This is a genomic window from Streptomyces sp. NPDC039424, assembly GCF_055639495.1.
On sequence record NZ_JBVKAI010000002.1, the window covers coordinates 190,585 to 210,073 of the forward strand.

Annotated in this window: 22 protein-coding genes; 9 read left to right on the forward strand and 13 right to left on the reverse strand. The window is 71.9% G+C overall.

Features of this window, described 5'->3' with window-relative positions:
* Positions 1-49 precede the first annotated feature (49 nt).
* Together ACZ7L0_RS05690 and ACZ7L0_RS05695 are read right to left on the reverse strand one after the other, a co-directional pair.
* Positions 50-907 (reverse strand): PHP domain-containing protein, encoded by an 858-nt coding sequence (locus tag ACZ7L0_RS05690; protein ID WP_471241144.1) that lies wholly within the window; start codon positions 905-907, stop codon positions 50-52.
* Between the two features lie 109 nt (positions 908-1,016).
* Entirely contained in the window at positions 1,017-1,658 is a 642-nt protein-coding gene (locus tag ACZ7L0_RS05695) for a DUF6758 family protein (protein ID WP_471241145.1), read from the reverse strand.
* Positions 1,659-1,827: 169 nt separating this feature from the next.
* On the opposite strand from ACZ7L0_RS05695, the gene ACZ7L0_RS05700 reads away from it, so the two are divergent.
* The gene (locus tag ACZ7L0_RS05700) at positions 1,828-3,087 is read left to right on the forward strand and encodes an MFS transporter (RefSeq protein WP_471241146.1); all 1,260 of its coding nucleotides are present in this window, start codon (positions 1,828-1,830) and stop codon (positions 3,085-3,087) included.
* Positions 3,088-3,128: 41 nt separating this feature from the next.
* On the opposite strand, the gene ACZ7L0_RS05705 is transcribed toward ACZ7L0_RS05700, so the two are convergent.
* A complete protein-coding gene (locus tag ACZ7L0_RS05705; protein ID WP_471241147.1) occupies positions 3,129-3,725 on the reverse strand; it encodes a suppressor of fused domain protein in 597 nt (198 codons plus the stop codon).
* Between the two features lie 494 nt (positions 3,726-4,219).
* On the opposite strand from ACZ7L0_RS05705, the gene ACZ7L0_RS05710 reads away from it, so the two are divergent.
* Entirely contained in the window at positions 4,220-5,338 is a 1,119-nt protein-coding gene (locus ACZ7L0_RS05710; protein ID WP_471241148.1) for a magnesium and cobalt transport protein CorA, read from the forward strand.
* A gap of 22 nt (positions 5,339-5,360) precedes the next feature.
* A complete protein-coding gene (locus ACZ7L0_RS05715) occupies positions 5,361-5,879 on the forward strand; it encodes a hypothetical protein (protein WP_471241149.1) in 519 nt (172 codons plus the stop codon).
* A gap of 16 nt (positions 5,880-5,895) precedes the next feature.
* On the opposite strand, the gene ACZ7L0_RS05720 is transcribed toward ACZ7L0_RS05715, so the two are convergent.
* Positions 5,896-6,642, reverse strand: a complete 747-nt coding sequence (locus ACZ7L0_RS05720; RefSeq protein WP_471241150.1) for a hypothetical protein — start codon at positions 6,640-6,642, stop codon at positions 5,896-5,898.
* Between the two features lie 210 nt (positions 6,643-6,852).
* Between ACZ7L0_RS05720 and ACZ7L0_RS05725 the strand changes: the two genes are divergently transcribed.
* From ACZ7L0_RS05725 to ACZ7L0_RS05735, 3 genes are read left to right on the forward strand one after another with little or no spacing between them, the layout of a single operon-like run.
* The gene (locus ACZ7L0_RS05725) at positions 6,853-8,172 is read left to right on the forward strand and encodes a magnesium transporter MgtE N-terminal domain-containing protein (RefSeq protein ID WP_471241151.1); all 1,320 of its coding nucleotides are present in this window, start codon (positions 6,853-6,855) and stop codon (positions 8,170-8,172) included.
* The gene (locus ACZ7L0_RS05730) at positions 8,162-8,752 is read left to right on the forward strand and encodes a DUF1003 domain-containing protein (RefSeq protein ID WP_471241152.1); all 591 of its coding nucleotides are present in this window, start codon (positions 8,162-8,164) and stop codon (positions 8,750-8,752) included. The genes ACZ7L0_RS05725 and ACZ7L0_RS05730 overlap by 11 nt, the downstream gene beginning before the upstream one ends.
* Before the next feature lie 44 nt (positions 8,753-8,796).
* A complete protein-coding gene (locus ACZ7L0_RS05735) occupies positions 8,797-9,930 on the forward strand; it encodes an Mrp/NBP35 family ATP-binding protein (RefSeq protein WP_471241153.1) in 1,134 nt (377 codons plus the stop codon).
* A 72-nt stretch (positions 9,931-10,002) separates the two neighbouring features.
* On the opposite strand, the gene ACZ7L0_RS05740 is transcribed toward ACZ7L0_RS05735, so the two are convergent.
* From ACZ7L0_RS05740 to sigE, 5 genes are all read right to left on the reverse strand, one after another.
* A complete protein-coding gene (locus ACZ7L0_RS05740; RefSeq protein ID WP_471241154.1) occupies positions 10,003-10,674 on the reverse strand; it encodes a hypothetical protein in 672 nt (223 codons plus the stop codon).
* 135 nt (positions 10,675-10,809) lie between these two features.
* Entirely contained in the window at positions 10,810-11,253 is a 444-nt protein-coding gene (locus ACZ7L0_RS05745) for a sec-independent translocase (protein WP_471241155.1), read from the reverse strand.
* 172 nt (positions 11,254-11,425) lie between these two features.
* Positions 11,426-13,063: a S1C family serine protease gene (locus ACZ7L0_RS05750; protein WP_471241156.1), complete on the reverse strand. Its 1,638-nt coding sequence runs from the start codon at positions 13,061-13,063 to the stop codon at positions 11,426-11,428.
* Between the two features lie 134 nt (positions 13,064-13,197).
* Positions 13,198-14,163: an anti-sigma factor family protein gene (locus ACZ7L0_RS05755; RefSeq protein WP_471241157.1), complete on the reverse strand. Its 966-nt coding sequence runs from the start codon at positions 14,161-14,163 to the stop codon at positions 13,198-13,200.
* The gene (sigE, locus tag ACZ7L0_RS05760) at positions 14,160-14,861 is read right to left on the reverse strand and encodes an RNA polymerase sigma factor SigE (protein ID WP_471241593.1); all 702 of its coding nucleotides are present in this window, start codon (positions 14,859-14,861) and stop codon (positions 14,160-14,162) included. Before sigE ends, ACZ7L0_RS05755 begins: the two co-directional genes overlap by 4 nt.
* A gap of 312 nt (positions 14,862-15,173) precedes the next feature.
* Here sigE and ACZ7L0_RS05765 point away from each other — a divergent pair, with 312 nt between their 5' ends.
* A complete protein-coding gene (locus ACZ7L0_RS05765; RefSeq protein WP_471241594.1) occupies positions 15,174-15,791 on the forward strand; it encodes an O-methyltransferase in 618 nt (205 codons plus the stop codon).
* 168 nt (positions 15,792-15,959) lie between these two features.
* Here the strand turns inward: ACZ7L0_RS05765 and ACZ7L0_RS05770 are convergent, their stop codons facing one another.
* Together ACZ7L0_RS05770 and ACZ7L0_RS05775 are read right to left on the reverse strand one after the other, a co-directional pair.
* Complete coding sequence (locus ACZ7L0_RS05770) at positions 15,960-16,127, reverse strand: DUF3117 domain-containing protein (RefSeq protein WP_018544333.1); 168 nt, start codon at positions 16,125-16,127, stop codon at positions 15,960-15,962.
* A gap of 146 nt (positions 16,128-16,273) precedes the next feature.
* The gene (locus tag ACZ7L0_RS05775) at positions 16,274-16,438 is read right to left on the reverse strand and encodes a hypothetical protein (RefSeq protein WP_471241158.1); all 165 of its coding nucleotides are present in this window, start codon (positions 16,436-16,438) and stop codon (positions 16,274-16,276) included.
* Between the two features lie 64 nt (positions 16,439-16,502).
* Here ACZ7L0_RS05775 and chcB point away from each other — a divergent pair, with 64 nt between their 5' ends.
* A complete protein-coding gene (gene chcB, locus ACZ7L0_RS05780; protein WP_471241159.1) occupies positions 16,503-17,306 on the forward strand; it encodes a 2-cyclohexenylcarbonyl CoA isomerase in 804 nt (267 codons plus the stop codon).
* 36 nt (positions 17,307-17,342) lie between these two features.
* On the opposite strand, the gene ACZ7L0_RS05785 is transcribed toward chcB, so the two are convergent.
* Together ACZ7L0_RS05785 and ACZ7L0_RS05790 are read right to left on the reverse strand one after the other, a co-directional pair.
* The gene (locus tag ACZ7L0_RS05785) at positions 17,343-17,927 is read right to left on the reverse strand and encodes a DNA-3-methyladenine glycosylase I (RefSeq protein ID WP_471241160.1); all 585 of its coding nucleotides are present in this window, start codon (positions 17,925-17,927) and stop codon (positions 17,343-17,345) included.
* Positions 17,924-18,274, reverse strand: a complete 351-nt coding sequence (locus ACZ7L0_RS05790) for a DivIVA domain-containing protein (RefSeq protein ID WP_471241161.1) — start codon at positions 18,272-18,274, stop codon at positions 17,924-17,926. Before ACZ7L0_RS05790 ends, ACZ7L0_RS05785 begins: the two co-directional genes overlap by 4 nt.
* 138 nt (positions 18,275-18,412) lie before the next feature.
* Between ACZ7L0_RS05790 and folP the strand changes: the two genes are divergently transcribed.
* Positions 18,413-19,273: a dihydropteroate synthase gene (folP, locus tag ACZ7L0_RS05795; protein WP_471241162.1), complete on the forward strand. Its 861-nt coding sequence runs from the start codon at positions 18,413-18,415 to the stop codon at positions 19,271-19,273.
* Positions 19,274-19,489: the final 216 nt, after the last annotated feature.

The following is a 19,489-nucleotide window of genomic DNA, read 5'->3' on the forward strand; positions in this document are numbered from 1 at the left end:
ACAGGCCTTGCTGGAAGAAGTACGAAGGTGAGCGGGTGAGGGGCGGGCCTCAGGCTCCGCCGGTCCCCGGCACCGGGAACGCCCCGGTCGCCCGCCGTGTGATCTCCCCGTACACCTCGGGGTCGGTGACGTACTCGCCGAGGGCCACGGTCTTGCGGCTGCCGTGGTAGTCCGAGGACCCCGTGACCAGCAGCCCCAGTTCCTTCGCCAGCCCGCGCAGACGCGTGCGGGCGTCGGCGTCGTGGTCCATGTGGTCGACCTCGACGCCGTCGAGGCCGGCCGCGGCCAGTTCGGCGATCCGGGACTCCGGCACCGTACGACCCCGCTTGGCGGCGGCCGGGTGTGCGAACACGCAGACCCCGCCCGCGCCCTTGACCAGCCGGATCGCCTCGAAGGGGTCGGTCTCGTGCTTCGCGACGAAGGCCCGGCCGCCGTCGGCCAGCCACTGGTCGGTGAACGCGTCGCTCACGGTCCGGACCACGCCCAGCTCGACCAGCGCGGAGGCGACGTGCGGGCGCCCGACGGAGCCGTCCCCGGCGATCCGCTTCACCTGCTCCCAGGTGACCGGCACGCCCAGCTCGTTCAGCTTGGCGATCATGCCCTTGGCCCGCGGCACCCGGTCGTCGCGCACCAGCTCGCGCTCGGCGAGCAGGGCGGGCTCCTCGGGGTCGAAGAGGTAGGCCAGCATGTGCATGGAGATGCCGTCGACACGGCAGGACAGCTCGGCGCCGGTGACCAGGGTGAGGCCCTCGGGCAGCGCGGCGACGGCCTCGGCGTGTCCGCGGGTGGTGTCGTGGTCGGTCAGCGCGACGACGTCCAGACCGGCCGCGGCGGCGGCCAGCACCAGCTCGGCCGGGGTGTCCGTACCGTCGGAGGCCGTGGAGTGGCAGTGCAGATCGATGCGCACGACACGGGCTCCAGGCGGGGACGGTACGGGAGGGGACACCTAAGGATAGCGGGACCGGAGGGGTGCCCTGTCACACCCGCAGCCGCCTCGCGCCCCCTACAGCCGGCGCTCAGGGTTCCAACAGCCTCGGGGACAGCGCCCCGCACGGCACGAGGTCCAGCTCCGCCCCGGCCTCCCGCAGGTCCGTCAGCACCAGCTCGTCGTACATCAGCAGCCCGGACCGCTCCGGCCACACCACCGCCCACAGCCACATCCCGAGCGCCTCGCCCGCGAAGACGGCGCGGTCGTCGGGGGTGCGGTAGACGTGCCAGAGCGGGGTCGGGCGGCCGGCGGCGAGGACCTTGGCCTCGGGTGGCTTCTCGACGTTCATGTACGGGCCCGGGTCCGGGCCGTCGATGCCGGCGTAGCGGGCGCCGAGGCCGACGCCGAGTTCCTCGGCGACCAGGATCAGCTCCCCCATACCGCCGAGCGGGCCGGGTCCGGAGCAGGCCACGGCGGTGGCGCGGCCCCCGCTGCGGTCGTCACCGGCGTACGTCACCCCGGTGAACAGCCAGCCGACCGGCAGCGGCCACGGCATCCACACGGGCACCTGTGTGCGGTGCACCACCACACCGAGGGCCTCGACGCTGGGCGGGATCACGGGCTGCAGTGGATACACCGCCCCGTGCACATCGCACTGCCAGGAATCGGCGAAGAGGCCGGGAGCCCTGACCCGGCCACCACACTTCGGGCAACTGGGTTCGCCCCTCATAGGGCTCCACGGTCCTACCCCTGCACCGCCACGTCAAGGACGATCACCCGTCCGGACGGAACCGATTGCGGCGGGCCCTCTCGACGTCCAGATGGATGTAGCTTGCATTAATTAGCGTCCCTAACTTACTATGTTGCATATACCAACTACTTCACGGACAGGAGAAAGCATGGACACCCTCGATGCGGGAGCCGGCGGCCTCCTGCGGCAGCCCAAGGCGGTCTGGGCGACGGCCGGCGCGTCCGTCGTCGCCTTCATGGGCATCGGCCTGGTCGACCCGATCCTGCCCTCCATCGCCCAGGGCCTGAACGCCACCGCAGGTCAGGTCTCCCTGCTCTTCACCTCCTACTTCCTGATCACCGCCGTCGCGATGCTGCTCACCGGCTTCGTCTCCAGCCGCGTCGGCGGCCGCAAGACCCTGCTGCTGGGCCTGGCCTTCGTGGTGGTCTTCGCGGGCCTGGCCGGCACATCGGGCTCGGTCGCGCAGCTCGTCGGCTTCCGCGCCGGCTGGGGCCTGGGCAACGCCCTGTTCGTCTCCACCGCCCTCGCGGTCATCGTCGGCGCGGCGGCCGGGGGCAGCGCCGCGGCGATCCTGCTGTACGAGTCCGCCCTCGGCCTCGGCATGGCCTGCGGTCCACTGCTGGGCGCGGTGCTCGGAAACGCCAGCTGGCGCTACCCCTTCTTCGGCACGGCCGTGCTGATGGCCATCGGCTTCCTGTGCATCACCGTGTTCCTGAAGGAGCAGCCGAAGCCCGCCCGCAAGACCTCGGTCCTGGACCCGGTCAAGGCGCTCGGCCACGGCGGTCTGGCCTCGGCGGCGGTCTCGGCGTTCTTCTACAACTACACGTTCTTCACCGTGCTGGCCTTCACCCCGTTCGTACTGAACATGACCCCGTACAAGTCGGGCGCCGTGTTCTTCGCCTGGGGTGTGCTGCTCGCCGTCTTCTCGGTGATCGTGGCGCCGCGTCTGCAGGAGAGGTTCGGCTCGCTGAAGGTGCTCGGCGGCTCGCTGGTCCTGCTCGCCGCCGATGTGCTGGTCCTCGGCTACGGCGGCCACACCGCCGCGATCGTCTGCACGGTCCTGTCCGGCGCGTTCATCGGCGTGAACAACACGGTCTACACCGAGCTGGCCCTGGGCGTCTCGGACGCGCCGCGCCCGGTGGCGAGCGCGGGCTACAACTTCGTGCGGTGGTTCGCGGCCGCGGCGGCGCCCTACTTCGCGCCGAAGATCGAGGAGTGGAGCGACGACCACATGCCGTTCGTGGCGGCGGCGGTCACCGCGGTGCTGGGCGCGGCGGTGGTCGTCGTGAGGCGGAAGGCCCTCACCCTCCCCCACTCTCGGCTTCGCTCGAGCGGGGGGACCCCCACCGCGGAGGAGCTGGAACCCCGGCACGCGGCCGAGGACGGTGTCACCGTCTTCGCCAACTGACCGGCCATGGCCGGACGTTGGTGAGATCGGTCACGTCGGCGTCAGTCGAGCGGGACGGACCTGCGGGCGGGATCCCGCAGGTCCGTCCCGTTCGCCAGCCAGCGCTCCTGGAGGGCCTGGGCGCCGTGGACGCGCTTCCAGGCGGCCTCGTTGGGGGTCATCGGCAGCAGCGGCAGGAACCGTACGGGCTCCATCGGCTCGTCGAGCTCCAGGTCCTCCACCAGCCCACCCGGCTCGGCGACCAGGACCGAGGTGAAGGGGGCGTCGGGCCACAGCGGGCCGCCCACGTCCAGGGAGGCGCCGGGGGCCACCACCACGCCCTCCACCTGCGGGGACGCGGCGAGCACGGCGAGCGGGCGGAGCACCTTGTCGGTGTCGGCGAGCCCGGCGCGAACCGAGAGGACCAGCTCGGCGCGGGGGCCCTTGACCGGGTCGGCGAGCATCGCCGTGGGGTCGGTCATGGGGTGCGCGGACATGCCGAGCGTGGCGTAGCGGACGACGGCACCCTCATGGTCGCTGCCCTGGAATCGGAGCACCTCGATGCGGTCCGTACCCAGGAAGGTGACCGCGGCGCGCGCGTCCGGTTCTCCTAGCGCGGTACTCAACCGCGCCTCGACGAGGGGAAGAACATCAACCATGCGGTGAGCATAGAACTCGTCAGCTCCGGGCAAAGCGGCGCCTTGACACTTCGGGCGGCTGGTACTCTGAGCCGGTGGTTCGGGCAGCACGCAGAAGCGTCGCGATCAAGCCCCGACGCCCGATGGGACTCCCTTACGAGGGACCGGCCGGAGGAGGTGGGGCTGTCATGGATCGAAGTCGACCGTGCAGTACCACTCGCTCTTCCGGCTGCTGACGTAGCTGCTCTGGCTGCGCTGCTCCTGCTGCCTGGCTGGCCGCCACCTCTCACGCTCGTGCCGCGTCATTCGCGTCATCCGGAAGAGCACTCGTTTCGCTTTGCCTGATCCGTCTGATCTGTGTCAGTTCTGAATCAGTAGCGAAGTCGCCACCGCGACGGTGCGGTGCTCCCCGCTTTGTGGACGTGCCAAACATCCGCAGTGAAAACGTCCTCATTCCGGGTAGTTCCACCCGTCGCCGGCGGTCTTTCGTTGCTCGCCCGCGAAGGAGCCTGCCCATGTCGATGATCCGCGATCTGCGCGCCGTCGTCCGCCCCTCCCGAGTCTCGCTGCGCAAGGAGACCAGCGCGTACGACACCACCCGCGACCCCGCCACGCCGTCGGCCGTGGTGGACTGCGCCGTCTACCGCGACGGGGCCCGTGTGGAGTTCGGCAAGGCCCTGACCCCGCAGGAGGCGATGCGCCAGGTGCGGCGCGACGGGGGCTTCGTGTGGATCGGGCTGCACGAGCCGACCGAGGCCGAATTCTCCGGTATCGCCGGTGAGTTCGGGCTGCACCCGCTGGCCGTCGAGGACGCGGTGCAGGCCCACCAGCGGCCCAAGCTGGAGCGCTACGACGACTCCCTCTTCACCGTCTTCAAGACCATCCACTACGTCGAGCACGACCGGCTCACCGGCGACAGCGAGGTCGTGGAGACCGGCGAGGTCATGTGCTTCACCGGCCGGGACTTCTTCATCACCGTCCGGCACGGCGGGCAGGGCTCGCTGCGGGCCCTCAGGCACCGGCTGCAGGACGACCCCGAGCTGCTCGCCAAGGGCCCGTCGGCGGTGCTGCACGCCATCGCCGACCATGTCGTCGACGGGTACATCGCGGTGGCGGACGCGGTGCAGGACGACATCGACGAGGTGGAGACCGAGGTGTTCTCACCCGGCCGCAAGGGCGGGGTGTCGCGCGGTGTGGACTCGGCCCGGATCTACCAACTCAAGCGCGAGGTACTGGAGTTCAAGCGGGCGGTGTCGCCGCTGCTGCGTCCCATGCAGTTGCTGAGCGAGCGGCCGATGCGGCTGATCGACCCGGACATCCAGAAGTACTTCCGGGACGTCGCCGACCACCTCGCCCGGGTCCAGGAGCAGGTGCTGGGCTTCGACGAACTGCTGAACTCCATCCTCCAGGCCAACCTCGCGCAGGCGTCCGTCGCGCAGAACGAGGACATGCGGAAGATCACCGCCTGGGCCGCGATCATCGCCGTGCCGACGATGGTGTGCGGGGTGTACGGCATGAACTTCACGTACATGCCGGAGACCCACTGGAAGTACGGCTACCCGGTGATCATGGGCATCACCATGGCGATCTGCGTGGGCATCCACCGCACGCTGAAGCGCAACGGCTGGCTGTAGGGCTCCTCGATAGGCTGGGCGCATGACATCTACGGAGCTGCTCGGCCAGGCCCTCGTCGAGGAGGCCACCAAGAAGTCCGGCCTCATCTGGGTCAGGGGCGCCGGGGCCCCGGCCGCGCGTGCGCTGTGGCACGTGTGGCACGAGGGAGCGGCGTGCCTGGTCGGCGACGGGCCCGGGGAACAGCCGCTGCCCGGGCTGACCGACGGCGGCTCCGCCGAGATCACCGTCCGCAGCAAGGACAAGGGCGGCCGGCTGGTCACCTGGACCGCCACCGTCTCCGAGCTCGCGCCCGGCTCCGAGGAGTGGGAGGCGGCGGTCGCCGAGCTGAAGGGCAAGCGCCTCAACGCGCCGGACGGCGAGGCGATGACGCGGCGCTGGCTCAGCGAGTGCCGGGTGCTCCGCCTGGTTCCGGCGGGTTCATCGGTGCCGTTGCCCGAGGGCAGCCTCGTCGAGCCGCCGTTGCCGTCTCCGGCGACGACGCGCCGGCCGATCCCGGCGGGGCTGCCGCGGCTCCTCGCCAAGCGGCGGGGCCGGAAGTAGCGGGGGCCGCCGGACGCTACGACGTCGGCAGCTGCTTCCCGTAGTCCACCGTCTCCCCCTTGGCCGGCTTGGAGACGGCGAAGTCCTTCCCCCAGTCCGAGAAGCGGAGCGTCCCCGCCCCGCCGCCCCGGACGAGGCGGAGCGGATACGGCTTGCCCTCCAGGGCGACGTCCAGGCTGCCGCCGGAGCCCTTGTCGCCGGTGATGCGCACGGTGCGGACGCCGGACTGCTCGTAGCGGCCGTCCGTCGCCAGCGTGCCGTGCAGGGTCAGCAGACCGTCGAGGAGGACGTCCTTGTCCGTGAAGCCGCTGAACTTCCTGTACGCGGGATCGCCCTGCGGCACCTTGACGTACTTGCCGTCGAGCTTGCCCGCCGCCGCCGCGTCCCCGCCGCTGCCGTCGGTGTGGTCCCAGAATTCCGCGTCGGCCATCAGATACAGCTGCTCGCCGACCCGCAGCAGCCGGAAAGTCGCCCCCTTCGACGTGACCGACCCGGTGCCGCCGTCGTCCTTCAGCCGCATGTCCAGCGTGTATGTGCGCCCGCTGGTGACCACGGTCCCCGACAGCCGCACGGCCGCCGCCGACCGGGCCTCCGTACGCGTCCGGGACTGGATCTTGGCCGGGGACAGCTTGGCGATCCCGTTGGTGCCCGCGTCCGGATCGTCGCTGCTGCATCCCGCGAGCGCCACCCCTGTCACGACCAGTGCGCACGTCGCGCTCAGCAGAGCGGCTCGGCGGGTACGGCCCTGGGGAATCGCAGTCACAGGTGGGGCTGCCTTTCTGACGGGTCCTGAGCGGCGTACCGCAGCGTACCGGGGCGGCGGACCCGGAGCGGAGCCAGACCGTCCGGACCCCTCACCAGGGCGCCCGCGATCGGGACGGGCTAGCCTGAAGCCCACCCGAGCGGGCAATTCGGATAAGGAACGCACCCAGTGCGACAGCCCGATGCACGCCGTAGAGAAGGAAGCACAGCCATGGCAGCCGGCGCCCCCCGGATCTTCGTCTCGCACCTCGCCGGTGTCCCCGTCTTCGATCCGACCGGCGACCAGGTGGGCCGCGTCCGCGACCTGGTCGTCATGCTGCGCGTCCGACGGCGGCCCCCGCGGCTGCTCGGGCTGGTCGTCGAACTCGCCACCCGCCGCCGTATCTTCCTGCCCATGACCCGGGTGACCGGCATCGAGTCCGGACAGGTCATCACCACCGGCGTGCTCAACGTCCGCCGCTTCGAACAGCGGCCCACCGAGCGCCTCGTCTTCGGGGAACTGCTCGACCGGCGCGTCACGCTCGTCGAGGCCGGCGAGGAGGTCACCGTCCTCGACCTGTCCGTGCAGCAGCTGCCGGCCCGCCGCGACTGGGAGGTCGACCGGGTCTTCGTGCGCCGGGGCAGAAAGGGCGGCGCCTTCCGCCGCGCCAAGGGCGAGACGCTGACCGTGGAGTGGTCCGCGGTCACCGGGTTCTCCCTGGAGGAGCACGGGCAGGGCGCCGAGAGCCTGCTCGCCACCTTCGAGCAGCTGCGCCCCGCGGACCTCGCCAACGTCCTGCACCACCTCTCGGCCAAGCGGCGCGCCGAGGTCGCAGCGGCCCTCGACGACGACCGCCTCGCCGACGTCCTGGAGGAGCTGCCGGAGGACGACCAGATCGAGATCCTCGGCAAGCTGCAGGAGGAGCGCGCGGCGGACGTCCTGGAGGCCATGGACCCCGACGACGCGGCCGACCTGCTCGCCGAGCTGCCCGAGGAGGACAAGGAGCGGCTGCTGAGCCTGATGCAGCCCTCCGACGCCGCCGACATGCGGCGCCTGATGGCGTACGAGGAGCACACCGCGGGAGGTCTGATGACCACCGAGCCGATCGTGCTGCGGCCGGACGCCACCGTCGCCGACGCGCTCGCCCGGGTCCGCAACCCCGACCTGTCCCCGGCCCTCGCCGCCCAGGTGTACGTCTGTCGCCCGCCCGACGAGACCCCGACCGGCAAGTACCTCGGCACGGTCCACTTCCAGCGCCTGCTGCGCGACCCCCCGTACACGTTGGTCAGCTCGCTCGTCGAGGACGACCTCCAGGCCCTCGGCCCCGACGCCGCGCTGCCGATCGTCGCCGGGTTCTTCGCCGCGTACGACATGGTCGCGGCGCCCGTCGTCGACGAGGCCGGGGCGCTGCTGGGCGCGGTGACCGTGGACGACGTACTGGACCACATGCTGCCCGAGGACTGGCGGGAGACGGAGTTCCACCTGGACGAGGAGGCGGCCGGGGAAGCCGCCGGGGAAGTGGCCGAGGGGGTGCGTGGTCATGACTCCTGAGCGCGAATCCGGCTCCCGCGAGCGCACCCTGGCGGGGGCGACGGCCGCCACCCGGCCGCGCACTCCCCGCCTGGACCAGCCGCGCCCGCCGCGGCGCCGGTTCCTGCCCGAGTGGGATCCCGAGGCCTTCGGACGGCTGTCGGAGAAGATCGCCCGCTTCCTGGGCACGGGACGCTTCATCGTCTGGATGACGGTCGTCATCATCATGTGGGTGGTGTGGAACATCGCGGCGCCGCAGGACCTGCGCTTCGACAACTACCCGTTCATCTTCCTGACCCTGATGCTGTCGCTCCAGGCCTCCTACGCGGCCCCGCTGATCCTGCTCGCGCAGAACCGGCAGGACGACCGCGACCGGGTCAACCTCGAACAGGACCGCAAACAGAACGAGCGGTCCATCGCGGACACCGAGTACCTGACCCGTGAGATCGCCGCGCTGCGGATGGGCCTGGGCGAGGTGGCGACCCGCGACTGGATCCGCTCCGAACTGCAGGACATGATCAAGGAGCTGGAGGAGCGAAGGGACGGCCACGTCGTATTCCCGGCGGAACGGTCGCGGGCACGTGACGTAGACGACCGCTGACGGGGCTTTCCGCAGCCCCCGCCGGGCGCCGTACCATCGTGCGTATGGCTACGGATGACGCGGTGCGCGAGGCACTGGCGACGGTGAACGACCCCGAGATCAACCGACCCATCACCGAACTCGGGATGGTCAAATCGGTGGAGATCGGTGCGGACGGGGCGGTCGCGGTCACCGTGTACCTGACGGTATCCGGCTGCCCGATGCGCGAGACGATCACGCAGCGGGTGACCGAGGCGGTCTCCCGCGTCGAGGGTGTCACGCGCGTCGACGTCACGCTGGACGTGATGAGCGACGAGCAGCGCCGCGAGCTGGCCTCCGCGCTGCGCGGAGGCCAGGCCGAGCGCGAGGTCCCCTTCGCCAAGCCCGGCTCGCTCACCCGTGTGTACGCGGTGGCCTCCGGCAAGGGCGGCGTCGGCAAGTCCTCGGTGACGGTGAACCTCGCGGCGGCGATGGCGGCCGACGGGCTGAAGGTCGGTGTCGTCGACGCCGACATCTACGGCCACTCGGTACCGCGCATGCTGGGCGCCGACGGCCGCCCCACCCAGGTCGAGAACATGATCATGCCGCCGTCGGCGAACGGTGTGAAGGTCATCTCCATCGGCATGTTCACCCCGGGCAACGCCCCGGTCGTCTGGCGCGGCCCGATGCTCCACCGCGCGCTCCAGCAGTTCCTGGCCGACGTGTACTGGGGCGACCTCGACGTCCTGCTCCTGGACCTGCCGCCCGGCACCGGCGACATCGCGATCTCCGTGGCCCAGCTGGTCCCGAACGCCGAGATCCTGGTCGTGACGACCCCGCAGCAGGCGGCGGCCGAGGTGGCCGAGCGGGCCGGCTCCATCGCCGTCCAGACCCACCAGAAGATCGTCGGCGTGGTCGAGAACATGTCCGGCCTGCCCTGCCCGCACTGCGGCGAGATGGTCGACGTGTTCGGCACGGGCGGCGGGCAGACGGTCGCCGACGGCCTGACCCGTACGACCGGCGCGTCCGTCCCGGTCCTCGGCAGCATCCCGATCGACGTCCGCCTCCGCGAGGGCGGCGACGAGGGCAAGCCGGTCGTCCTCACCGACCCCGACTCCCCGGCGGGTTCCGCGCTGCGGGCCATCGCGGGGAAGCTGGGGGGACGTCAGCGGGGCCTCTCGGGCCTGTCGCTGGGCATCACGCCCAAGAACAAGTTCTGAGCTTCCGGCCCTGCGACGAGGGGCCTACGACGAAGGGGCGCCGCAAACCCACGGCGCCCCTTCGTCACGTCGTCACGCGTACGCGCCGATGTCCTTGATCACGGCGAAGCCCAGACCGTACGCGCTCATGCCCCTGCCGTACGCCCCCACGTGCACCCCCTCCTGCGTCGACCCGGCGAGCACCCAGCCGAACTCGGACTCCCGGTAGTGGAAGGGCGTCGGCACCCCGTCCACCGGCAGGGAGAGCGTCGACCACTCCGGGCCGGACAGGTCGTCGGCCAGGGCCCAGGCGGTCTCCGTCTGCTGATCCAGCCAGTCGTCCCGCAGGCTGTGGTCCATCTGCCCGGGCCAGGTGAAGGACAGCAGCCCCACCCCGGCCAGCCAGGCCGCCGAGGAGACGGACGTGGCCTCCAGCAGGCCCGTGCCGTCCGGGCTGCGCCGCACGGGGTTCGCGGCGACGGTGACCACGACCGCGAACTTCTCGCGGAGGTCGTTCGCCGACGCGGCGGTGTGCTCGTTGCGTACGGAGGGTTCGTCGCCGTGCCCGATCGACCCGTGCTCGACGGCACCGTCAGCCGCCGTACCGACCTGCATCAGCCAGCGCTGTCCCGTGAAGGCCTCGTCGAGGCCGTACCACGGGAAGGGCGCCAGCAGGTAGTCGCCGACCGTGCGCCGGGCGGAGGGGAGCTGCTGTCCACCCTCCGCGGCCGGCACCTGCGCGACTGACCGACTTGTGGTCTCCATGTGCCCGGACGCCTCCTCGTTCTCGTCGGACCGGGGCGGCCCGCCCCCCTTCGGGCGTACTCGCCCGGTCCGCACAACAACTCGGCAGCATATCCACACCACTCCGAGCCGCAGGGAAGCCGCCCTGCGCGTGGGTCAGGTGGCGTCGGCGTCGAAGGGCGGCCGGTCGTCCTTGCCGGGGTCCTCCGGCTTCTTCGTCATGTCGATCCGGCCGTCGGCGGAACCGGAGGACGAGGAGGTGGAGGAGGCTTCGTTCTCGCGCCCGTGGACCGCGTCCGTGACCTCGGCCATCTCCTTCTTCAGGTCGAAGCCGTTGCGGATCTCCTGCAGCCCCAGTTCGTCGTCGTCCAGCTGCTTGCGGATGAACGTCTTGGGGTTGAGGTCCTCGAACTCGAAGTCCTTGAACTCCGGGCCCAGTTCCTGACGGATGTCCTGCTTGGCGCTCTCGGAGAACTCACGGATCTTCCGGACGGTGCGCATCACGTCCTGTATGACCTTCGGGAGCTTGTCCGGACCGAAGACGAGCACGGCGAGGACAACGAGCGTCACCAGCTCGAGTGGTCCTATGTCATTGAACACCTGAAGCTCCTTGCGATGTCCTCGGTCCGCACCACGGTACCCGGCGCACCTGTCCGACCGGTACCGTCCCGAGGTGTCCGAGTGCGTGTAGAGAGCCGGTTTTCCGGGTTGTTTGCCATGTCAGGCCGCGGGTGGGCCCCGACCTGTGAGGTTTCTGTCAGTTGCGGCCCCGTCAGTTGTCGTCGGAGGACCCCAGTACGAGGGGGACCTCCTTCGTACGGCCGTCGCGCCGGACGGTGAGGCGCAGGTGGTCGCCGGGGCGGTGGGCGCGGGTTTTGATGATCAGCTCCTCGCCGGAGTGGACGGACCTGCCGTCGACCTCGGTGATCACGTCGCCCGCCTCCAGGCCGGCCCGGTCACCGGGGCCGTCCACGACGACCGCGGGTCCGCCACCGCCCTTGGCGCCGATCCGGGCGCCGTCGCCGGTGTAGTCCATGTCGAGGGTGACGCCGATCACCGGGTGGGTCGCCTTCCCTGTGTTGATCAGCTCCTCGGCGACGCGCTTGGCCTGGTTGACCGGGATGGCGAAGCCGAGGCCTATGGAGCCGGCCTGGCCGCCGTCGGAGTCGGAGCCGCTGTCCGCGGAGCGGATGGCCGAGTTGATGCCGACGACCCGGCCCCGGGAGTCCAGCAGGGGCCCGCCGGAGTTGCCGGGGTTGATCGGGGCGTCGGTCTGCAACGCGTCCACGTACGACACGTCGCTGCCGTCCCCGCTCCGGCCGCCCGCCGTGATGGGCCGCTCCTTGGCGCTGATGATGCCGGAGGTGACGGTGTTGGCGAGGTCGAAGGGGGCGCCGATGGCCACGACGGGGTCGCCCACCTGGACGTTGTCGGAGTTGCCGAGGGGCATGGGCGTGAGTCCGTGGACGCCCTTGACCTGGACGACGGCCAGGTCGTAGCCGGTGTCCCGGCCGACGATCCGGGCGTCGGCGGTGTCGCCGCCGCTGAAGGTCACCGTGATGTCGCCGCTGGACGCGGCGGGCTCGACGACATGGTTGTTGGTGAGGATGTGGCCGCGTGTGTCGAGCACGAAGCCGGTGCCGGTGCCCTGCTCGTCACCGCCCTTCACATGCAGGGTGACCACGCTCGGCAGCGCGCGGGCGGCGATCCCCGCCACGCTGTCCGCGGGCCGCCCACTGGGCTCCTTGCCCGCCTGCGGCAGCCGTACGGTCCCCGTCCCGCCCTCGCGTTCCAGATACGCGCCCACGGCACCGCCGACGCCCCCGGAGACCAGCGCGAGCACCAGCGCCCCGCCCACCAGGATCCGCTTGGCCCGTCCGCGCCGCTGCCCCGCCGTGGGCACGGCGGCACCGGCCAGCTGAAGCGGGGCGTGCGCGGGCGGCGCGGCGGCCCAGGGGTCGTAGCGCTGCCAGGGGCCTGCGGGCGGTGCGGCGGCGGGTGCGGCCGGAGGCGGGGCGGTGCCCTCCGGGGCGGCAGGCGGCAGTGCGTCCACCGGGCCGGGGGGCGCGGGAATCGCGGTCGGCCTGGGTTCATCCTGCGGCGCGGCCGGTGCCGGGATCGCCGTGCCGTGGGTGGGCGTCGCCGCCGGGTGCTGGACCGGTGGGGCGGGGGCCCAGGGGCCCGGCCGGCCGTACGGCGGGGTGCTGTACGGGTCGGGGTCGTGCAGGGGTCTGGGGCGCTCGGCGTCCGAGGGGACGACGGGGACGGGCGCGGGGACCTCCGCCGAGGGCGTCACAGGACCGGCCGGCTCGAAGTCGTCCCCGCCCGGATCACCGGGCGCGGTCGCCGGTCGCGCCAGCTCGAAGTCACCCTCGGTCTCCCCCGGCGGGACCGGATTCCCCTCGTTCATGTTCTCCCCACGGCTCGCCGCGGCCCCGCTCGTCGATGCTGGCCGCGGATCGTCGAATCCGTGCCCCGGACTCCGCCGCGGGCACGGCCCACACAGGATTCAACCAGGTGTGCGGGCCGTGGCGCAGAGGCCGGTCAGGGGGCGAGGCGGGAGGAGGCGGACGGGGAGGGGGTGACGGGGTCGGAGGCCGTGTCGGGGACGGGTGCGGCGAGCAGGCCCGGGCCGGTGACCTCGGGGACCGAGGACCATGCGGTGAGGGCGAACGGCGGGTTCGGACCGAGCGGGCGTATCAACGGGGACATGACCGCCGCACCGACCACCACGGGGGTGGTCAGCGTGGTGTCCTGCTCCCGCCCGCTGACGGACGGAATCCCGGGCAGCAGCGGCGCGGACACCGAGGTCGGCACGGCAGGCGTCTGACCGAGCGAGGTGCCCTGCACCGTCAGCGGCCCGGACGAACGGCGGCGCTGCGCCTCGGGCGCCGCCGCTGCTCCCGTGCCCGAGGTGCGGGCCGGGGCCACGCTGCCGCCGCTGCCGGAGCCGCCCCGGGCGTCGGCGGCCGGATCGGCCGGCATGCCGGCGGTCACCCCGCCCAGCGCTACCGCCGCCAGCGACACCGCGCCGGCGGCGACGAACGCGAACCGCCGCCCGCGCGAGGCGGAGCGGTCGGCGTCCGGGCGGCCGACGGGGTGGATGCGGAAGCCGCGGTCGGCGGCGGAGGTGTGCGGACGGACGGGAACGTACCCGAACTCGAACCGCTCGCCCCGGCTCACTCCGAAGACCCCCGCGTCGGAGGCCGGTCCGGAGAACCCCCCGTCCAGCGGCGAGCCACCGCCGTCCGGGTCGCCTCCCCCGGGAAGACCCTGGAGCCGGGCCAGGAAGCTTTCGGAGGGCGGCGGAGGGGCCGCCTCCGCGAACACGTTCTTCAGTCGGCGCTGGGCGTCCGCCTCCGCCTTGCACCTGGCACAGGTGGCCAGGTGGGCCAGGACGCGTTCCCTCGACTCATGACCGAGCTCGCCGTCCACCAGGGCGGAGAGTCGGTCTCCCAGATGCTGCTCTGCCAGGTGTCCCTCGGCAGGTTTGGGCCGTGATCCACTCACGCGGTCGCGCCCCCTCCTCCCAGGACGGGGACACGGGCCACGAAGGAGCGACGCCCGGCCGCCCGGGCCTCCGGAGAGCGGTGCGCGAGCGCCTTGCGGAGCTGGGAGCGGCCACGGTGGATACGGGAGCGCACGGTGCCGAGCTTCACGCCGAGGGTCGCGGCGATCTCCTCGTACGACAGCCCCTCGATGTCGCACAGGACGACCGCGGCACGGAACTCCGGCGCGAGGGTGTCCAGCGCCTGCTGGACGTCCGCGTCGAAGTGCGCGTCGTTGAAGACCTGCTGCGGGGTGGGCTCACGGCTGGGCAGCCGCTCGGCCGCGTCGTCGCCGAGGGCGTCGAAGCGGATGCGCTGCTTGCGCCGGACCATGTCCAGGAAGAGGTTGGTGGTGATGCGGTGCAGCCAGCCCTCGAAGGTGCCCGGCGAGTACGTCGACAGCGAGCGGAAGACGCGGACGAAGACCTCCTGGGTGAGGTCCTCGGCGTCGTGCTGGTTGCCCGTGAGACGGTACGCCAGCCGGTAGACGCGACCGCTGTGCGTGCTGACGATCTCCTCCCAGGTGGGCGGAGTCCACGCCTGCCCGTCCGCGTCGGTGGAGAAGGTCGCGGTCTGGGCTGTGTCGGCGGCGTGGCCGTGGTCAGCGGTGTCGTTCACGGATTTCGGCCTGCCCGCCGATCCGAGGAAGCGCCGCAGCACTCCTCCCCGATCCACAGGTGCAGCCGCACCTCCCCTGTCGGCTCTGGTGGTGTCCAGTGGAGCCCCTACCATAGCCACCTCGCCCGTTAGCTCCGGATAAGCGGTTTTACGAGAAATTGATCTGGGCTGATACGGCTCATACGGCTGCGTCAGCACTTGCTCGGCGCTCTCGTCCATCTCCTACCCCCGTCGGGTCCCCCACCACTCGCTCAACCCTTTAAACGCCCGGTCCCATCTGCGGGTTCCCGGGGCAACGGATACAGTCACGCCCAGGCAACCACGGGACAGGAGAGGGCCATTACCGGCAACCGGCTGACGAGCTGGGCGTTCGCCGACGCCTTTGTCGCCGAGGACGACGCGCTGCGTTGGGCCCGCGACCGGGCCCGGGAGGCCGGGCTGCGCTCGGTGTCGCCCGGCACGGGCTCCGCCCTGCGGTTGCTCGCCGCCACCGTGGACGCCAAGGCGGTGGCGGAGATCGGCACCGGTACCGGCGTCTCCGGGCTCCACCTGCTGCACGGCATGCGTCCGGACGGGGTGCTGACCACCGTGGATCCCGAGCCCGAGCACCAGCAGTTCGCCCGGCAGGCCTTCCGCGCCTGCGGCTTCGCCAGCAACCGCGCGCGTTTCATCCCCGGCCGCGCCCTGGACGTGCTGCCCCGCCTCGCGGACGCCGGCTACGACCTCGTCTTCTGCGACGGTGATCGCCTCGAGTACCTGGAATACCTCGCTGAATCGTTGCGGCTGCTGCGGCCCGGCGGACTGGTGGTCTTCGAGGGCGTCTTCGCGCACGGCCGGACCGTGGACTCGGGACCGCAGCCGACGGAGGTGCTGCGGCTGCGGGAGCTGCTGCGCACCGTGCGGGAGAGCCAGGAACTGATGTCGTCGCTGCTGCCGGTGGGCGACGGGCTGCTGTGCGCGGTCAAGCGCTGACGGCGGTCAAGGTCAAGTGGTGACAGCGGCCGGGTGGTGACGTACGCCCGTCCAGGCATGGAGGGCGTGGGCACGGGTACGCGCGCAACGGGGCAGGTCCGGGAACGCGGCTGCCCCGGCACCGCGATGCGGGGCCGGGGCAGCCGGGAGGACATGGTCGCCGGCGCGTCAGACGACTACCTTCTTGAGGGCGTCGCCCAGCGCCTCGGCCTCGTCAGGGGTCAGCTCGACGACGAGTCGACCGCCGCCTTCGAGCGGAACGCGCATGACGATGCCCCGCCCCTCCTTGGTCACCTCGAGCGGGCCATCACCCGTCCGCGGCTTCATGGCCGCCATGCTCGTTCCCCTTCCTGAAACCCAGCTCATCGTCAGCAGCCGACGGCCCTGGGAGGGCACGCGCGGTCCGACAGGACACGCGACACCGGCATCGAACACATTGCTTCCAGGCCATTATCCCGCATCTCAGGACCCGATGACCAACATCAGTAGGCATCGCTTGCGCAACGCGCGCGAGCAAAACCACTCAATTCGGCGATGTGACTGCGATACTGCGCCGCCGCACACATATCCGCCGACCGGATCCCGGTCGGCATTGTTTGACGCAGGTCACACGTCGGGTCCGGTACGCCGACGGCGATCTCCGCCATGCTGTCCTTCGGACACAGGGCGTACCGACCGGTACGCCCTAGCCGCGAACCGGAGGGATGCGCCATGGCGGACACCGTGCTCTACGAGGTCAGCGACGGGCTCGCGACGATCACGCTGAACCGCCCCGAGGCGATGAACGCGCTGAACATCGCGACCAAGGTCGCCCTCCGGGACGCGGCACGGGCGGCGGCGGCCGACGACTCCGTCCGGGCGGTGCTGCTGACCGCGGCCGGGGACCGGGCGTTCTGCGTGGGGCAGGACCTGAAGGAGCACATCGGGCTGCTGGCCGCCGACCGGGAGACGGGCTCGGGGCAGACGATGAGCACGGTCCGGGAGCATTACAACCCGATCGTGCGGGCCCTGACCGACGCGCCGAAGCCGGTGGTCGCGGCGGTCAACGGGGTCGCGGCGGGGGCCGGGCTCGGCTTCGCGCTCGCGGCCGACTACCGGGTGGTGGCCGACACGGCGTCCTTCAACACGTCCTTCGCGGGCGTGGCCCTGACCGCCGACTCCGGGATCTCCTGGACGCTGCCGCGGGTCGTCGGCCCGGGCCGGGCGGCCGACCTGCTGCTCTTCCCGCGCACCATCACCGCGCAGGAGGCGTACGAGCTCGGGATCGCCAGTCGTCTGGTGCCCGCAGGCGAGTTGCGGGCCGAGGCCGAGAAGGTGGCGCGGGCGCTGGCCGAGGGCCCGACCGTGGCGTACGCGGCGCTCAAGGAGGCCGTGGCGTACGGGCTCACGCACTCCCTGGCGGAGACCCTCGACAAGGAGGACGAGCTCCAGACCCGGGCGGGGCAGTCCGACGACCACGCGATCGCGGTGCAGGCCTTCGTGAACAAGGAGAAGCCGAAGTACCTCGGCCGCTGATCCGGCCCCTCCGGCCCCGCGCGCTCCCGCGCGCGATCAGGCGCGGCGGGCGGTGCAGTCCACGAGGTGGTCGTCCACCAGCCCGCACGCCTGCATCAGCGCGTACGCCGTCGTCGGGCCCACGAAGCGCAGGCCGCGCTTCTTGAGGGCCTTGGACAGGGCCGTCGACTCGGGGGTGACCGCCGGCACGTCGGACAGGCTCTTGGGGGCGGGACGGGCGGCCGGGTCGGGGGCGTGGGACCAGATCAGCTCGTCCAGCTCGCCCGGGGACCAGTCGGCGAGCACGCGCGCGTTGGCGAGGGTCGCGTCGATCTTGGCGCGGTTGCGGATGATGCCCGGGTCGGCGAGGAGGCGTTCGCGGTCCTCGTCGGTGAAGTCGGCCACGGCCGCGATCTTGAAGTCGGCGAACGCGGTACGGAAGCCAGGGCGGCGGCGCAGGATCGTGATCCAGGACAGCCCCGACTGGAAGGCCTCCAGGCTGAGCCGCTCGAAGAGGGCGTCGTCGCCGTGGACCGGGCGGCCCCACTCCTCGTCGTGGTACGTCACGTAGTCCGCGGTGGACAGCGCCCAGGGGCAGCGCAGCGCGCCGTCCGGACCGGCGAGGGCGGTGCCGTCGCTCACTGCTGCCCCTCCTGAGCGGGCTTGTCCTGCGGGGCGTGCGCCGCCGCCCGGGCGCCGGCCAGCGCGGACTCCAGGTCGGCGATACGGGCGTCCCGCTCGGCGAGTTCGGCGGCGAGGCGGCCGAGGGCGTCGTCCACGTCGGCCATGCGGTAGCCGCGGGGGGCGAGCGGGAAGCGGAGGCTCTCCACGTCGGCGCGGCCGACCGGGCGGTCCGGCGGCAGCGGGTCGGCCAGGCGCTCCGGCGTGGCCTCGGGCAGCGGACCGCTCTCGCCGCCGCCCACCACGGCGAGTGTCACCGCGGCGACCACGACGGCGAGCGCGACGACCAGGAACAAGAACATAACCATCGCTGAGGGTCCCCACGCTCGATGTGCTCGGTGTCGAAAGTATCCGGGTCCGATCGTGCCATGCGACGCTGACGGTTAGGGTCGCAGGCGGCCCTGGAACGGGACATACGCAGGTCTTACTGGGAGAGGTCACAGGGGATGCTCAGGCTGGGCAGGCGGGAATTCGAGCCGCACGAGCCGGTGATCATGGCGATCGTGAACCGGACCCCGGACTCCTTCTACGACCAGGGGGCCACCTTCCGCGACGAGCCGGCGCTCGCGCGCGTGGAGCAGGCGGTGGCCGAGGGCGCCGCGATCATCGACATCGGCGGGGTCAAGGCCGGGCCCGGCGAAGAGGTGTCCGCGGCCGAGGAGGCGCGGCGGACGGTCGGGTTCGTCGCCGAGGTGCGGCGGCGGTTCCCGGACGTGATCATCAGCGTGGACACCTGGCGGGCCGAGGTCGGGGCGGCGGTCTGCGAGGCCGGGGCGGATCTGCTGAACGACGCCTGGGGCGGGGTGGATCCTGGACTGGCGGAGGTAGCCGCTCGGTACGGGGTGGGGCTGGTGTGCACCCATGCCGGGGGTGCCGAGCCGCGGACTCGGCCGCACCGGGTGACGTACGACGACGTCATGGCCGACATTCTGCGGGTGACCGTGGGGCTGGCCGAGCGGGCGGTCTCGCTCGGGGTGCCCAGGGAGTCGGTGCTGATCGATCCCGGGCACGACTTCGGGAAGAACACGCGGCACAGTCTTGAGGCGACTCGGCGGCTGGGCGAGATGGTGGCCACCGGGTGGCCGGTGCTGGTCTCGCTGTCCAACAAGGACTTCGTCGGGGAGACTCTGGACCGGCCGGTCAAGGAGCGGGTCGTCGGGACGCTGGCGACGACGGCCGTCTCGGCGTGGCTGGGGGCCCAGGTGTACCGGGTGCACGAGGTCGCGGAGACCCGGCAGGTACTGGACATGGTGGCGTCGATCGCCGGCCACCGCCCACCGGCAGTGGCCCGCCGGGGGCTGGCGTAGGGTTCCTCGCCCCCGCCGACCCTACCCGTCCCATCCCCCAGGGGCTCCGCCCCTTCGCCCCCCACCGGGGCTCCGCCCCAGACCCCCGCCCCAGACCTCCGCCGGGGCTCCGCCCCAGCACCCCGCCAATGCTGCACCCCAGACCCTGGCCAGGGCTCCGCCCTAGACCTCCGCGGGGCTACCGCCCCAGACCCCCGCGGGGCTGCGCCCCAGCCC